Source organism: Emticicia sp. 17c (assembly GCF_037153985.1).
In the GTDB taxonomy this organism is placed as follows: domain Bacteria; phylum Bacteroidota; class Bacteroidia; order Cytophagales; family Spirosomataceae; genus Emticicia.
Map to the genome: position 1 here is coordinate 182592 of NZ_JBBAYI010000012.1, position 15997 is coordinate 198588.

Annotated in this window: 12 protein-coding genes; 6 read left to right on the plus strand and 6 right to left on the minus strand. The window is 40.0% G+C overall.

From position 1 onward, the window contains the following. The first annotated feature begins 465 nt into the window (after positions 1-465). The 3 genes from WAA15_RS20700 to WAA15_RS20710 all read left to right on the plus strand — a co-directional run bounded on the left by WAA15_RS20700 (position 466) and on the right by WAA15_RS20710 (position 7020). Positions 466-3855, plus strand: a complete 3390-nt coding sequence (locus WAA15_RS20700; RefSeq protein ID WP_337044747.1) for a SusC/RagA family TonB-linked outer membrane protein — start codon at positions 466-468, stop codon at positions 3853-3855. An 18-nt stretch (positions 3856-3873) separates the two neighbouring features. After that, positions 3874-5469 carry a SusD/RagB family nutrient-binding outer membrane lipoprotein gene (locus tag WAA15_RS20705; RefSeq protein WP_337044748.1) on the plus strand — a complete coding sequence of 532 codons (1596 nt, stop codon included), beginning with the start codon at positions 3874-3876 and terminating at the stop codon, positions 5467-5469. Positions 5470-5838: 369 nt separating this feature from the next. Continuing rightward, the gene (locus WAA15_RS20710) at positions 5839-7020 is read left to right on the plus strand and encodes an RDD family protein (RefSeq protein ID WP_337044749.1); all 1182 of its coding nucleotides are present in this window, start codon (positions 5839-5841) and stop codon (positions 7018-7020) included. A gap of 116 nt (positions 7021-7136) precedes the next feature. Here the strand turns inward: WAA15_RS20710 and WAA15_RS20715 are convergent, their stop codons facing one another. From WAA15_RS20715 to WAA15_RS20725, 3 genes are all read right to left on the minus strand, one after another. Beyond that, the gene (locus WAA15_RS20715; protein WP_337044750.1) at positions 7137-7664 is read right to left on the minus strand and encodes a CvpA family protein; all 528 of its coding nucleotides are present in this window, start codon (positions 7662-7664) and stop codon (positions 7137-7139) included. A 165-nt stretch (positions 7665-7829) separates the two neighbouring features. Further along, positions 7830-8642 carry a M48 family metalloprotease gene (locus tag WAA15_RS20720; protein WP_337044751.1) on the minus strand — a complete coding sequence of 271 codons (813 nt, stop codon included), beginning with the start codon at positions 8640-8642 and terminating at the stop codon, positions 7830-7832. Between the two features lie 163 nt (positions 8643-8805). Then, positions 8806-9954, minus strand: a complete 1149-nt coding sequence (locus tag WAA15_RS20725; protein WP_337044752.1) for a serine hydrolase domain-containing protein — start codon at positions 9952-9954, stop codon at positions 8806-8808. A 264-nt stretch (positions 9955-10218) separates the two neighbouring features. Here WAA15_RS20725 and WAA15_RS20730 point away from each other — a divergent pair, with 264 nt between their 5' ends. Continuing rightward, a complete protein-coding gene (locus WAA15_RS20730; RefSeq protein ID WP_337044753.1) occupies positions 10219-11205 on the plus strand; it encodes a ribonucleotide-diphosphate reductase subunit beta in 987 nt (328 codons plus the stop codon). A gap of 78 nt (positions 11206-11283) precedes the next feature. Here WAA15_RS20730 and WAA15_RS20735 read toward each other — a convergent pair whose 3' ends face one another. Beyond that, a complete protein-coding gene (locus tag WAA15_RS20735; RefSeq protein ID WP_337044754.1) occupies positions 11284-12411 on the minus strand; it encodes a glycosyltransferase family 4 protein in 1128 nt (375 codons plus the stop codon). A gap of 90 nt (positions 12412-12501) precedes the next feature. Between WAA15_RS20735 and WAA15_RS20740 the strand changes: the two genes are divergently transcribed. Both WAA15_RS20740 and WAA15_RS20745 read left to right on the plus strand, forming a co-directional pair. Then, positions 12502-13731 carry a M16 family metallopeptidase gene (locus tag WAA15_RS20740; RefSeq protein ID WP_337044755.1) on the plus strand — a complete coding sequence of 410 codons (1230 nt, stop codon included), beginning with the start codon at positions 12502-12504 and terminating at the stop codon, positions 13729-13731. A 103-nt stretch (positions 13732-13834) separates the two neighbouring features. After that, a complete protein-coding gene (locus tag WAA15_RS20745) occupies positions 13835-14917 on the plus strand; it encodes an aminotransferase class V-fold PLP-dependent enzyme (RefSeq protein ID WP_337044756.1) in 1083 nt (360 codons plus the stop codon). 44 nt (positions 14918-14961) lie between these two features. Here the strand turns inward: WAA15_RS20745 and WAA15_RS20750 are convergent, their stop codons facing one another. Further along, positions 14962-15354, minus strand: coding sequence for a hypothetical protein (locus WAA15_RS20750; RefSeq protein ID WP_337044757.1), 393 nt, complete (start codon positions 15352-15354; stop codon positions 14962-14964). 87 nt (positions 15355-15441) lie between these two features. Then, a complete protein-coding gene (locus WAA15_RS20755) occupies positions 15442-15879 on the minus strand; it encodes a hypothetical protein (protein WP_337044758.1) in 438 nt (145 codons plus the stop codon). Positions 15880-15997 lie beyond the last annotated feature (118 nt).

Consider the following 15997-nt stretch of genomic DNA (forward strand, 5'->3'; position numbering starts at 1 on the left):
TTAATAATTAGTTTTTATTAAATAATTTTTCTTTATGTTTGTAACCATAAATAATATTTTTTTAAAAAATCTTAACAACCCTAACCGAAACTATACCTTAACTAAACCATTACAAGACAGCAGCTTTTAGCCCGCTTTATTAGGTCCACTACGCATTTTTTACCTCTGTAAGCCTGTTCAACTCTGGCCGCTACCACTCAGTCTGCCAGAGCTATTAGTTACACTAGTATCAAATATGTTTAACCCTAAATCAGTTGTTTATCGCTAAAATTTACGTTGAACTCCTCGCCTCACTATGGAAGCAAAGTATATAGTAGGTAATCGTACTTAATCAATTATTTATTGCTTCTGCATGATACCGTCAGCAAGCGGTTTTTCAGTACTTTTCATCTCCTACGTATCAGTCAGGAGAAAAAAAAGGTATCAAATTTTAACAGCAATCATTTTTAACCCAAGTCAAATTATATGAGAAATTTTTTACCAAAGTTGGTGTTAATATTATTGATGGGCTTTAGCCTGCCAGTATTAGCCCAGACCGTTACAGGTAAAGTAACTTCAAATGGTGACCCCGTACCCGGAGTGTCTGTCACTATCAAAGGTACAACAACCGGAACCGTAACTGACCCAGAAGGGAAATACTCTTTAAATGTACCTAATTTAAAAAGTACAATTGTGGTTTCGTTTATTGGTTTTACTACCCAGAACATCGATATAGCCGGGCGTTCGGTTATTGATGTAGAATTAGTAGAAGACTCAAAACAATTGAACGAGATAGTAGTAACTGCCTTAGGTATTAAAAGAGAAGCAAAATCAATTGGTTACTCTGCTCAGAAAATCGCTTCTAAAGATTTAGTACAAGCTGCCCCACCTGATATTGCGTCAGGTTTGATAGGTAAATCGGCAGGTTTAAATATATCTGTACCCAATGGTGTGCAAGGTAGCTCACAAAGAATTGTTATCAGAGGTAACAACAGTATCTTAGGCAGCAACCAACCCCTGATTGTAGTTGATGGTATTCAGGTACAAAACGACCCGATTGGTGGCACACAAGGTAAAAGCAGTGACGTAACCAGCCCTAAAGACTGGGGTTCGTTCCTGAACTTTATTAATACCGATGAAGTAGAAGATATTACAGTATTGAAGGGTGCTAACGCAGCAGCCCTTTACGGAGCGCGCGGTGCTAACGGGGTTATCCTGATTACCAGCAAAAAAGGTGGTAAAAGAGATGGCTTTGGTTTAGACTATAACTTCTCGTCATTATCAACTACGGCTTACCGTTTCATGGATGTGCAGAATGAATACGGATACGGTGCGGCGTCGGCTTTGTGGTCGGCTACACAGCCTTTCCCAACCACTGCTAATGGCCAGTTACGTTACCCAGGCAACTACCCTTGGGATGCTCAAGATGTAAATAACAATTACCGCAGTGGTGGCCCTATACCGGGTGGTTATTCATCTTGGGATATTTTTAGCTGGTATGGTCCGGCGGCTTCATGGGGCCATAAACTAGATGGCACTGAGCTAGTATGGTGGGATGGCGTAAAACGTAAATGGGCTCCACAACCAGACAACAGAAAGGCTTATTTCCAGACTGGCAATACAAATACACACAATTTATCGTTCAGTGGTGGTGGTGATTACGGAACCCTACGTGTGGGTTTAACCAGACTAGATAACAAAGCAATTGTGCCGAATAGTAACTATGACCAAACTAACGTAAACTTGGGGTCATCGTTAAATATCTCGAAAAAGGTAAAAGCTGAAATTACTGCCAGCTATACAAACTATAACCGTTTGAATACACCTGAGTCGGCAAACGATAATGGTTGGGCAAACTTCATGATTCACGGGATGTCACGCGATTATATTCCGTTAGAACTGGACTCATATAAATTACCAGACGGAAGCAAAAATAATTTCGACCAGACTTCACCTTTCAAATATTATCCTTACAACAACAACGCGTTTAAGGATATGTTCTGGAAATTCTACGAAAACAACCAGTACCTTACTCGTAACCAGTTATTAGGTTCTATCCGTTTATCGGCCGATGTTACACCTTGGTTGAACCTTGCGGGCCGTGCCTCTATCAACAACGCGGCTACTTCTATCGAAAGTAAAAATACGCCAGTTGATGTAGCGGGTATTCAGGGTGCATACGGTATGGAAAACATTAACAATCAGGATTTAAACTTTGAAGCCTTCACAACTCTTCATAAAGATGGCTTGTTCGGTTCAAAAATCAACAGTAGCTTATTAATAGGTAACTCGGCATTGCGTAGCAGAAGCCACGGCGTTAACTCATGGAATGCTGGTAACTTCGATGTTCCGTTCAAATATTATCTGAACAACAACCTTGATAAAACCAAAATTACCACTGGCGAAACCAGATATGACCTGAATCTGAACTCGTTGTTCGGTATCTTGGATTTATCTTATAACAATTACTTGTTCTTGCAATTAACTGGAAGAAACGACTGGTCATCAACTTTGCCTATTGCTACTTCTTCTTATTTCTTCCCTTCAGGAAGTTTGAGTTTTGTATTTACTGAAGCTATTGATGCCTTCAAAAATCAGAACGTGTTAAGTTATGGTAAATTAAAAGTATCGTTAGCCGAAAGTGCCAATGGTACAAATCCTTACCAAACACAATATACGTATAATACTTCTACCATTACTAACACTATTAATGGTACGGCTTCGACCTCGTTTGGTGGTTTGCCGGTTCGTAGCTTACAAACTACTTTGCCTCCGGCTGGTTTGTTACAACCACAAAGAAACAAATCGTTTGAAATTGGTACTGAGTTAGGCTTCCTTAATGGTAAACTAAGCATGGAGCTTACTTATTATCAGACAAGAGCTACAAGCCAGATTTTAAGTTCATCGCTAGCAACTTCGTCGGGTGCTACGGCAGTTACCTTTAATACAGGTGAGCTAGCTAACAAAGGCTTTGAGTTTATTGTAAGAGCTACGCCAATCAACACAGGTGCTTTCAGATGGGATTTAGCCCTAAACGGTGCGCATAACCAAAATAAAGTTATTTCATTGGCTGACGGTATCGACCGTTATCCATTGGCCGACTTGTGGGGTACTAACGGTGCTTTAATGTACGTAAAAGCAGGTGAAAATTATGGTACTATTTATGGCTATGACTACACTTACCTGAACGGAGAAAAAGTTGTGAAAAAAGTAATTGATAAAACAACCGATAAAGTAGTAGGAACTCAGTACGTAACCACTGCTGACCCTGTGGCTATTGGTAACACTACACCGAAATTAACAGGTGGTTTGAGCAATACTTTCCGTTATAAAAACTTTAGCTTGTACATCCTGACTGACTTCAAATGGGGTGGCGATATTTACTCGGCTGACTACGGTGCTTCTATGGGCCATGGTTTGTCGCCAAGCACATTGCTTGAAAGAAATGGCGGTGGCTTACCATACACTTACCCTGACGGTAGCACAGCTAACCACGGTGTAATTCTGGAAGGTGTATTTGCTGATGGCACTAAAAACACCGACGTAGTACATTACATGTATAAATATGCAGGCCAGTACATGGGTTGGTCGAACGTAAAAATGCCAAGAAGCAACCTCGTTTTCGAGAACTCATGGGCTAAATTACGTGAGTTGAACCTAACTTACTCTGTACCATCGGCTATTGTAAAACGTACTAAATTCTTACAAGGACTAGACGTATCATTTGTTGGCCGTAACCTGTTCTACTTATTCACCACCTTGCCTGATAGAATGAATCCTGAGGCTATTAACGGTATTGGTAACGCGCAAGCATTCCAATGGTCACAATACCCAGGTACGCGTGATTTAGGTTTCTCATTAAAAGCAAGGTTATAATCTCTTAAACATAGAATCATGAAATATCTATCGAAAATATTTATTGCTGGCTTACTGATTACGTCGGTATCATGTAAGAAAGATTTTGAAGAAATTAACGCACCGTGGGACAAACCCAATAGTGCATCTGTACCGGAAATGTTCAATGCCGTGGTAAGTTCATTGCCTCTTACGGCTGGCGAGCAGTCGGTAATGAATGCGTGGTTATACCCTATTACGCAGCAGGCGGCTATTACGTCGGGTTCTTACCCGTACGATAACGCCAAAGATGCTGTATGGGAAAACTACTATTACACACTTGCTAACGTACGCGTAATTGAAGACCGCATTGCGAAAAGTTCAGACCCGAACTCAATGAGCAATATCTCGGCAATGTTAAAAGTTATTATGGCTTATAAGAGCTTTAAAGCTACCAATTATTATGGTGCTATGCCTTATAAAGAAGCCGGATTTGCAGCATTAGCAGCCGATAAAGGCACAGGAGTATACAAAGCGAAATACAATACTCAACAGGAAATCTATGCTGATATTCTGACTAACCTTAAATGGGCAGTTGATAACCTTAAAACAGATGCGTCTCAGGTTTCGTTAGGCAACTATGAAACGCTTTTCAAAGGTGATGTAGCTATGTGGTCAAAATTTGCCAATAGCCTGCGTTTGTATATAGCAACTACTATCTACGACAAAGATAAAACTCTGGCTACTACACATATTACAGAAGCCCTGACTAAACCTTTATTAGCCGATACCGATAACATCGGCATCTGGCCTGATAAACTAGGGTTATCATTACAATGGCGTGAGTGGTCGTTCTCGGCTAACTGTTATTTGAGAATGGGCTCTACTATGTGGCACTGGATGTCAGAAAACGATAATAAAGATGGTAGTGGTATTTTTGACCCTCGTGCCAAAATTTTCTATGAGCCAAATAATGCAGGTGAATGGGTAGCGTATCCACAAAACCCAATTTCAGGTGTTACACCAACCGAAGGTGGTACTCCGTATGACAAAAAGCGTTACACTGCCTGGAGCGATAAAGGAGCGAGCAATCTTTACTCACCAGTTAACCTTTATTTTGAGCAGGATTTAACAAGCATACCTGAATTAATTCTGACAGCCGCGCAAGTGCATTTTATTAAAGCTGAAATCTATAACAGAGGTTTGGGTGTTGCTGCCAATGCCGCTACTGCTAAAACAGAGTATGAAGCTGGTGTTAAAGCATCGGTAAATATGTGGAAAGGAATCGCATTCAAATCGTCGGTATGGACAGTTGCAAAACCAACTTCTGCCACTGCAACGCAAGCCGAATTGACTGCTTTATTAACCAACCCGATGGTAGCATATTCGGCTGACCCTGCTAAAGCTCTTAGCCAGATTTATGCCCAATTATGGATTGACCAGTTCAGACAACCTTTTGATGCTTGGACATTGAAAAGAAGAACTGGCGATAAAACGCCGATGTCGACTTCAAATACACAATATTACACTGGTAACTTTGCTAATTACAGCCGTTTTGTATATCCAGATAATGAAATCTCATACAATGCTGATAATTTCAAGGCTGCAACAGGGGGAGCAAATGTGAACTCAACAAAATTGTGGATAACTCAATAATTTAGAAAAGAAAAACATTATATTTGAAGTATTAAAATCAAAAATATCAAGTAGAATTGTTTCATCATAGTTTTTCCAGAAAAGGCCCTCTCTTGAGGGCTTTTTTCTTGATAAACCAACTAAACAATGTAGGTTTTGCATCGCTAACGCTATATCTTCTTCTTATTCTACGTGTGGTCATAGTATTCTGTTTTCGTAGGTAGATGCCCTTAAATTATGGCTATTTTCTTTAAACAACCATCTATTGTACCATATTGGTAATTATATACTCAGAAATATTTTCTTTCGCCGAATAAAAAAGACTTCTCAATTACTATTAAAATATCTACTTTTAAGCAATTTTTCACCTAAACCTCCTCATACTGCTTTATGAAAGAAGTAATTATCAGAACTGTTGTTATCTTAAAAAGAATTAGTTTTTTATATAGGTTGGCCGGAATAGTAGTAGGATTTGTTGCTATTTTTAGTTTTGGACTCCCAGACCTGAAATTTAACATTCAATCGGGCAAACCTGTCGAAATGACTTTAGCTGAATTTTTTAAAACACCTGCTGAAGACCTACCGCTTTATTTGAAAATCAAAGATGCTGTTGTACCTGCTGGTTCTTATGTCCATTTAAGAAAAGAAAAAACGAACTCCTTAGAAGGAATCTACTACCCTGTTTATCCGAAAAATGAAGTGCAGGCAAGTTTTGACTTCAATAAAGTTGATAGCTTAAATAAGGTCATTTCTAAAGATTCGCTGGCTTTCAGCATAGCCAAAGATAGCACAGGCAAAATGACAATTGTACAGAACACCGATAGAGTGCCCGCCAGATTGGTTATCTATGATACTCATGTGACTGATAAAGAACTCGACAGTTCTTATTTCAGTTCGCCAGCTTTCACTATTGAAGGGAAATATTCAGGGCTGAGTTTACCAAACGATGTCAGAGATTTATTTACTAGTAGTAACATAAAAATCAGTGATAATGTAATAGTTCTTAAGCGTGGAGACAAAGTGATGAGCACTTCCACAGCTATTATGGTAATTATTTTAGGCTTTTTAGTGAGCCTCTTATGTGTACTTACATTCCTTTCCAATGACAAACTGGTTCGGTTATCCGGCTTTCAAGGAAGCTGGGAAGATTATGTACTCTCAAGAGCCAATCTGATTACGCTCCCTTCTGGCACACAAATAAGCACAACAGGTAACAGAGCACTCTCTTATATTATTGATTTTGCTATTATCTGGGCTATTTCTTTTGCATTACTTTCTCAAGCAAAAGAATTATATCTGGCAGGGCTAGCCATATCTTTTATCTATTTTCTTGTGTGTGATATTCTATTAAAAGGGTGTTCAGTAGGCAAGTTGGTACTTAAGCAACAAGTTGTATCAACAAAAGGAGGAGACCTTACAAAAGAAGCAATTGTTATCAGAAATATAATAAAAGCTATATCTAATTCTTTTCCTCTTATTTTTCTATTTGTCTTTACTAATGACTCAAAACAAGCTATTCATGATTTGGCGGCAAAAACAGTAGTGGTAAATAAACCCAAAGATGTAATATAATTTAATTACAAATAAGACATATTCAAAACCCCAAGCGTGTTAATAACTATGGTACGCTTGGGGTTAATTATTTCTAGAGATTCAGAAAAAAGGCTAATCTGTGTTTTTACCTGTTTTTACTTATCATGGTTGGTTAATTGCCTGATTAAGTTTCCACCAGCCGGAATCCAGTCTGATACTTTAGAAATAACCGTTGGAGCTACTTTAGTCACTACCGGATACGTAATTGATTCTTTAGTGAGATGCTTGGGCAAAACTATATCAATGGCACTCATTAACCACAAGAAGGTACTGATACCAAAAAGCCACGTAAATACCCCAACCAATGCTCCGGCAAAGCCATCAATTGTACCAAGTATGGTAAACCTCAGGGCGCGGCGCATCATCCAGCCTAATTTATTAATCAGAAAAATAGTAGGGAAAAAGATAATCGAGAAACTCAGGTAAGGCAGAAAACGATTAGCTAGGTTTTCGCCGATAGCGGGTGCAAGCAGGTTCATGCCATAACCCAGAAATTTGAATCCGACCACAATGGCAATTACAAAAGCTACTACACCAATAATTTCGATAAAAAGCCCTTTTATGTAACCACGATAAGCCCCATATAAAAGCGGAATGATAAAAATTAAGTCAAGCACGTTCATGTGTTAAAGCAGGATTTTTTCAGGATTAATACGTAAAACTCCTGAAAATATTTCTTTCCTAGTTCAATATTGACAAATATAAGTGTTTTATTGATGCCTTTGGCAGAAAATAAACAAAAAGGGAGCCTTGTAAGGCTCCCAGAGGACAGACAAAAATTATTGTGTCTAGTATTTGCCGCCACCGTATTTGGCAATATGTTCCTTGATTTTAGTAATCCGATTGGCAGGGCTTGGATGAGTACTCATAAATTCGTCGCGCTGTGCGCCCCCGCTCGCTTCTTCCAGAATCTCCATTACTTCAATCATGGCATTGGGGTCGTAACCCGCCTCTATCATATACTTAACCCCGAACTCGTCTGACTGCAACTCATCTTCACGACCAAACTTCATTTGCTGAATCTGTGCTACATATTGAGCTATCTGCCCTGCACCCATACCCGAATTCGGGTCGGTAGTGGCTGTGGCTATTGCCCCTACAAGCCCTTGATAAAAATCTGACTTTGCCATTTGCTCGGCCGAGTGTCTGTGAATCACGTGCCCGATTTCATGGCCTAATACACCCGCTAGCTGCGCTTCTGTTTTGAGGCGTTTCAGCAAGCCAACAGTGATAAAAATCTGCCCGCCCGGTAGTGCAAAGGCATTGACGGTTTGCGCGTCGGCCAGCACATGAAAATCGAACTGATACGGAATAGCTATTCCTTTGGTTTTGGCTTCGTCTTCCAGTTTACTGACAATCTTATTACCTACGGCTTTGGCCTGTTGTTGCACTTCGTTGTCGGGATACACCCCGCCGTATTCCTGCGCCATCTGAGGGGCACTTTGCAAACCCATTGCAACTTCCTGTTCGGGGGTTAAGGCAATGTGCTGGTCTTCACCAGTAAAGGGGTTTGTCTGATTTTTGCTGTAATAGCTAATCAGGGCAACAAATGCCATAATTATCCCGATGATAAATCTGAGTTTAAATCCCGATGATTGCATAGGTCGTATTTTTTATAACTATTGAGATTAGAAGTGATTTTCAGAAAAAAGTAACACTTTTTTCTATTTAATGTTTACAATCGGCGCATTTTGTTAATCAACGCCCCTACGCCTCAAACTTTATAGTACTGCTCTTGTCGGATTACCAATCCGAGTTACGTATCTATTTCAGAATCGAAAGCGCGGCATCAATGTAAGTAAAGTTTTCAGGCTGAAAATGATGCACAGGCTTTACCACCTTTGTTTCGCCCAGACGCACAACAATGGCGTTCTTTTCTTTGATAGCATATACATATTGCCCAAAAAGCCCGTTCATTGACGGAATAGCCATTCCTTTATGGTTTACTATCCAGAACTGGTACCCATAAAACCCGACAGGCTTTCCCTCTTCGGTAGGGTCTTTGAGGTAATTTGCCGGACTTAGAGCCGTTTTCATATACCATTCAGGCACAATCTGTTTGTTTTTCCAACGCCCGTTAGTCAGCATCAACTCACCAAAGCGAGCGTAGTCACGTGCTACACCATTAAAACAACAAAAAGCCTTCTCATGTTTTTTTTCACCATCAAGCAGCCACAATGCCTCATGCTCGGCCCCCATAGGCTTCATGAAATATTGAGATACCAATGTAGAAATATCCTTTCCGAAAGCCTTCTCTACTATCAGGCCCAGCACTTGTGTATCACCACTCCGGTACTCCCAGTTTACGCCGGGGGCTTCTTTAGGTTCCATCAGGTTTACTACGTATTCAACATCATCGGCATAATATAATTTGGCCGACAAGCCCATATAACTCTGGTCTGATTCTTTATAATTTGTACCAGAACTCATGGTAAGTAAATCTTTGATACGTACTTTTGAAAGGTCACCCTCTGCAAAATGTGGCACGTAATTACCCACAGGCTCGTCGACAGACTTTATTTTGCCTTCTTGTATACCTATACCTACCAACATAGCTATTATACTCTTAGCGGCCGAAAAAGAACCACTAATGCTCTCTTTAGTATAGCCATCCCAGTACCTTTCGTACAACAGTTTGCCGTTCTGGATTACCAGAAAAGCGTGTGTATTGTTGGAATCAATCTTTGCAAGGAGTGAATCAGGGATACGTACCTGATTATAGAGAGAATCGGCCACCCACGGCTGAGGCGTAACGGCTTTTTCGACTACCCGTGTATGGTGAGTCTTAAAGTCAAAAATAGTGTGTTTACCCCATGAAAGATAATTACGAATGTGTTCGAAAGGTGGTAAAAACAATAGGCCGAGCAATAGAAAGATAATTACCGTAAAGGCAATAACAGTTTTTTTTAACATAATTAATAGTGGTTCAGGATTGAAATTTCAAGCAATATATATGCTTAGGTTTGTAGGCGAAAATTACGGGAATTATACTGAATCCGACAAGATTTTATCTGGAAAAATTCTTAGGATAAAACTGACTTGATTATCAGTAATTTAAAAATTATCTGGAAAAATTCTAAAAACAATCGTTGCATACTTTTGTTTAAATCAGTAAGTTTGATTTACTATTGATATATACATGAGAACGATTGATTAACTCCTAAAAAAACCGCAAGTATGACTGACGAGCAATTATTGGAAGTAGAGCCCCTGCTTATTGAGGATAAGACGAGATTTGTTCTTTTTCCCATCAAACACAACGATATCTGGGAATTTTATAAAAAACATGAAGCCTCTTTCTGGACAGCCGAAGAGATAGACTTGTCGCCAGATTTAAAAGACTGGGAAAGCCTCAATGACGGTGAGCGTCATTTTATTTCTCATGTGCTGGCCTTTTTTGCTGCTTCGGATGGTATCGTTAACGAAAACCTGGCTGTTAACTTTATTTCACGTGTACAATTTGCCGAAGCGAAATGTTTCTATGGCTTCCAGATTATGATGGAAAATATCCACTCAGAAACCTATTCGCTTTTAATTGATACTTATATTAAAGACCCTGTTGAGCGTGATAAAATGCTCAATGCCATTGACCATATTCCGTGTGTAAAGAAAAAAGCCGACTGGGCACTACGTTGGATTGACAACGGTAACTTCATTGAACGCCTACTGGCTTTTGCCGTAGTAGAAGGTATTTTCTTCTCTGGCTCTTTCTGTTCTATTTTCTGGCTGAAAAAACGTGGTTTAATGCCCGGCCTCACCTTCTCGAACGAATTGATTTCACGCGATGAAGGGCTACACCGCGATTTTGCTTGTTTGTTATATACTCAGTACATTCAGAACAAATATGCTCCTGAAAAAGTATATGCACTTGTGAAAGATGCCGTAGAAATAGAAAAAGAATTCGTAACTGATGCGCTACCGGTGTCATTGATTGGAATGAATGCCAGCCTGATGTGCCAGTACATTGAATTCGTTGCCGACCATTTATTAGAATCATTAGGGTTAAATAAAATTTTTAATGCCTCTAATCCGTTTGACTTTATGGATATGATTTCGCTACAAGGTAAAACCAATTTCTTCGAGAAACGTGTAGGCGAATATCAGAAAGCAGGCGTAATGGCACAAAAAGAACAAATGTCATTCTCGCTTGACGAAGAGTTTTAATATAAAATCATTTTGTTACAAGTAGTTTGGTAAATAGGGGCAAAATATGTTTTGCTCCTATTTTATTTTAATAGCTGTTTAGAGGCTCTCGTATAGATGCTTCAACTGCATGGCAATATTGTCAGACGAAAACTGCCTGATATGCGCCTGCCCCTGTGTTATTAGCTCATACTGTAATTTTTCGTTGCTTAGTACTTGTTGCATTTTTGCTGCGAGGTCGTTCACATCTAGCGGATTAGCGTATAAAGCTCCCTTTCCGCCAGCTTCTTCCAGACATGACCCCGTAGCCGCTACCACAGGCACACCACTATGCAATGCCTCAACGATAGGTATTCCAAAACCCTCAAAAAAAGATGGGTATACAAACAACGATGCCCCCTGATACAAAGCAGGCAAGTCTGCCGCAGGTACTCCATTCAGGAAATGAACCCGCTCGCTCAGGTTAGCCTTACCAACATATTGCTGAAGTTGCTCCATATAAGCCGACCTCCCCCCTACCAATACCAAATCATACGCCTGCCCTCCAAGCTCCTGAAAGGCTTTTATGAGCCGCAACTGATTTTTTCTTTCAGAAAAAGAAGCTACACATAAAATATAAGGCCGGCTAAGATTGTATTTTTGTTTTGCCTGCGTAATAATAGCAGTGTTGGCGATACGCTGACAGAAAATCCCCTGACAATCCTGATAAATTACTTTAATTCTTTCGGCCGGAATCTGGTAAAAATCAATAATATCTTGCTTGGTTTGTTCACTAACAGCCACTATGGCATCAGCTTGCGCACAGGCATACCTGAATTTGCGTTGGTAAAAAAATCGGTCAATTGCAGGATACAACCCAGGATAACGCAAAAAAATCAGGTCATGAATAGTTACCACCGACTTTACTCCTGCTTTTTTTAAGCCATACGGTATCTCATTACTCAGCCCATGAAAAATATTAATTTTATCATGGCGCAGGTCGTTGGTAATAAACCAGCTTCGCCACCATGCGCCGGGCATTTTGGCGTAAGACACAGGCAATTTCAGCGTCAGAGAGGCAGGGAAACCAGCCAGAGACTCAAGCCATTGCCCTTTTACTTTAGGCGTATACGCAAAATACTCATGTTCAGGGCAGTTTGCTAATAAAGATTCAATCACAAACCTGCTATAATTGCCCAACCCTGTATAATTGTTAAATGCCCGCTTTGCATCAAAACCTATTCGCATTGAACTATCTTTTCATTAATTTTGTAATTAGATATTGGGGCTTCATACCGCCCGATAACACACTAAATATTTTTTCCCTTTAGGGGTTTTATGGAATATCAAGTTTATACATTACCCAATGGTATTCGAATTGCACACCGTCAGGTACCCTATACACAAATTGTACACTGCGGCTTAATGCTCGACATGGGTAGCCGTGACGAAAAGCCCAATCAGGTGGGTCTGGCCCACTTCTGGGAACACATGGCGTTCAAAGGTACAAAAAAGCGCAAATCTTATCATATAATTAATCGCTTAGAATCGGTAGGTGGCGAACTTAATGCTTACACAACCAAAGAGAAAATCTGTTTTTACGCCTCTGTTCTGGATAATCACTTCGAGAAATCGGTAGAGTTACTGGCCGACATTACTTTCCATTCGACTTTCCCAGAAAATCAGATTGAGAAAGAAAGAGGGGTAATTCTGGAAGAAATGTCGATGTATCAGGATTCTCCCGAAGATGCCATTCAGGATGACTTTGACAGCATTGTTTTTGCCAATCATCAGCTTGGGGCAAATATTCTGGGTACACAAGACAGCGTAAAATCGTTTACCCGAAAAAGTTTGCAGCAGTTCATTAACGAGAATATGGATACCGACAAGATTGTTTTTTCAATTGTTGGCAACATTCCGTTTAAGAAAGCCATACACATTGCTGAAAAATACCTCAAGGATGTTCCCCAACGCAAAACAGAGTTGAAGCGTATACCGCCACAAAGTTATCAGTCGCAAAGGGTAAGTATCACTAAAAGTATTACCCAAGCCCATTGTGCTATTGGCAGACCCTCTTACTCATTGACCGACGAGCGTCGGTTACCATTTTTTATGTTAGTAAATCTGTTTGGTGGCCCGGGTATGAACTCGCGCCTGAACATGACACTCCGTGAAAAATACGGCTTGGTTTACAGCATTGATGCCAACTATTCGCCTTTTATTGATACAGGCTTTTTGGGTATTTATTTTGCCACCGACAAGGCCAATCTTGACCGAGCCATTGCACTTATTCTGAAAGAAATGCAACTTCTGAAAGAAAAACCATTGGGTAAATTACAGTTACATACTGCCAAAGAACAACTCATGGGGCAATTAGCGATGGCAGAAGAGAGCAATCAGAGCTATATGCTTATGATGGCAAAAAGTATATTGGATGTCGGCAGGGTTGAATCCCTCGAAAGCATTTTCTCGGAAATTAAACAAATTGAAGCCACAGACCTGCAAAATATTACGCAGGAAATGTTTAACGAAGGTGAGCTAAGTTACCTTACTTTCTTGCCTGAATAAAAACATATCAAGAAAGAATTATACTTTTTAAAGCATTTATTATTGAGGGGTTCAGCCTTTCAATGACTTTTTTTACATTTGGTTTCTTGAAACTCTTGGCGCAATGAAGAATATATATTTTACTGCCGGACCAGCCGAATTATATCCCAAATTTGAGGAATTTCTTAAACAGGCCGTTGATGAACAAATAGGGTCAATCTCGCATAGAAGCGGACAATTCAGAAAAATTTATCAGCATTGTGTAGAAAACCTGCGGGTCTTGATGGGTATTCCTGAAAGTGCCGGCATTTTCTTTACAGGCTCAGCTTCTGAAGTCTGGGAGCGTATCCTGCTCAATCTGGTTGAACACGAGAGCTTCCATCTGGTAAATGGTTCTTTCTCTGAAAAATTCTATAAATACGCCGGAAGCCTCAATAAATTTGCCCATAAGCAAGAAAAACCCATTGGAGAGGGTTTCAGTTATGCCGAAGTAGAAGTACCCGAATATGCCGAACTGATTTGCACTACCCAGAACGAAACCAGTACGGGCGTACAAATGCGTGAGGCAGACATTCATAAACTGAAGCGTAGTAATCAAAAAAAATTTATAGCAGTTGATATGGTATCGTCAGCCCCTATTCCTGAACTGGATTTGGAACTGATTGATACGGCTTTCTTTTCTGTACAAAAAGCCTTTGGCTTACCCGCTGGTTTAGGAGTCTGGATTGCCAACGAAAAATGTCTGGATAAAGCCAAAAAACTTTCAAAACAGGAAGGTCTGCATATAGGTGCGCATCATACCCTGCCAACACTCTGGAAAAACTTTGAAACCTTTGAAACTCCTGCTACACCTAACGTATTGGGGATTTATCTGCTAGGCAAAGTAGCCGAAGACATGAACAAAACAGGCATTGATGTTATCAGAAAAGAAACCGAAGAAAAAGCCAAGAAAATTTATAAGTTTCTCGAAAATAGTAGCTTATGTAGCATTGCCGTAGCCAATGCCGAACACCGTTCAAAAACCGTAGTTGTAGCCAATACCACCAAGCCATCAAAAGTAATTATTGATGCGCTAAAAGAAAAAAACATGATTATTGGTAGCGGTTATGGCCCTAATAAAGATTCTCAAATCAGAATTTCTAATTTTCCGTCTAATACCTTAGAACAAATAGAAGGCTTGTTGAAAGAACTCAAAAATCTGGAATAAGCTATACCTGAGTATCCGAATAAAAAAGTATTCGGATACTCATCTTATTTTGCCATTTTACTTTTCAACCCGTTCGGATATAAAATAGTTAACAAGCCAGCAATCAGCAGGAAATTAAATTCTACGCCATTTCTGCCCCCTCCTACTACAAACCATCCTTCTTTATAATGCAACATAATAATGCCCGCTATTAAAATGGCAATAGTAACAAAACAGGCAAACCTGATGTATTTCTCAAGTAAAAGACAACAAGCAGCCAGTAGATGAGAAACTTTGATGCCCCACGCCAACGGAACGCCCAACGGAGCAAAGCCAATCTGATTTAAATAAAGGTTACCAAAATCGTTTACGCCATTATTTAACATTCCCGGAATGCTGTGCATAAACAAAATAATGGCTATTGCCAGACGCAATAGAAAAGTACTGTTGAGTTTCATAGAACTTCAAGGTTTAGAAGATACTATAAAACTAAACCATACGGGTTTTATTTCCAAACTCACCTTTAGCTTTCATTAGCATTGTTATTATTGAGGCACGGGTACAGGCACATTGTCAGAGGACGTTACTGGCAAACTTACAATACAGCTCTGCCCTCCAAAATTAATATTGAACGAAGCATTTCCGCCAGCCGTGGGTGTACCCGATACGGCATAAGTAAGCATACCAGCCCCTACTGCCAGCGTACCCGGCACTAAAATAGCCGATAAGCCCGTAACTCCGATAGATGAAGAACCATTATCTGATTTATACTCGCTGCCATCTCCGCCAATATATGGCACCGTAAACACCCCATTATAAGTTACTCCGGCCGTAGCCGTTCCTGAAAAAGCGGCACTTGAGCAGGTAAGGCCCGAAATAGTCACAGTATCTGCCGGAATTTCATCTTTGTCTTTTTCACAGGCAGGCAAAGCTATTAGTGCCAATACTATCACGGGCAGAAAGAATAATCGTTTTGTTTGCATAGCATTATATAATTAAAAGTTGCGAGATTAAAATTTGCTGTGTTTTCTGCTAGTAAGAGCATGTTTAAATTTTGAAAAAGGGTATCGGTTGCTTAAATTGTAAGTGACCAAACCTATA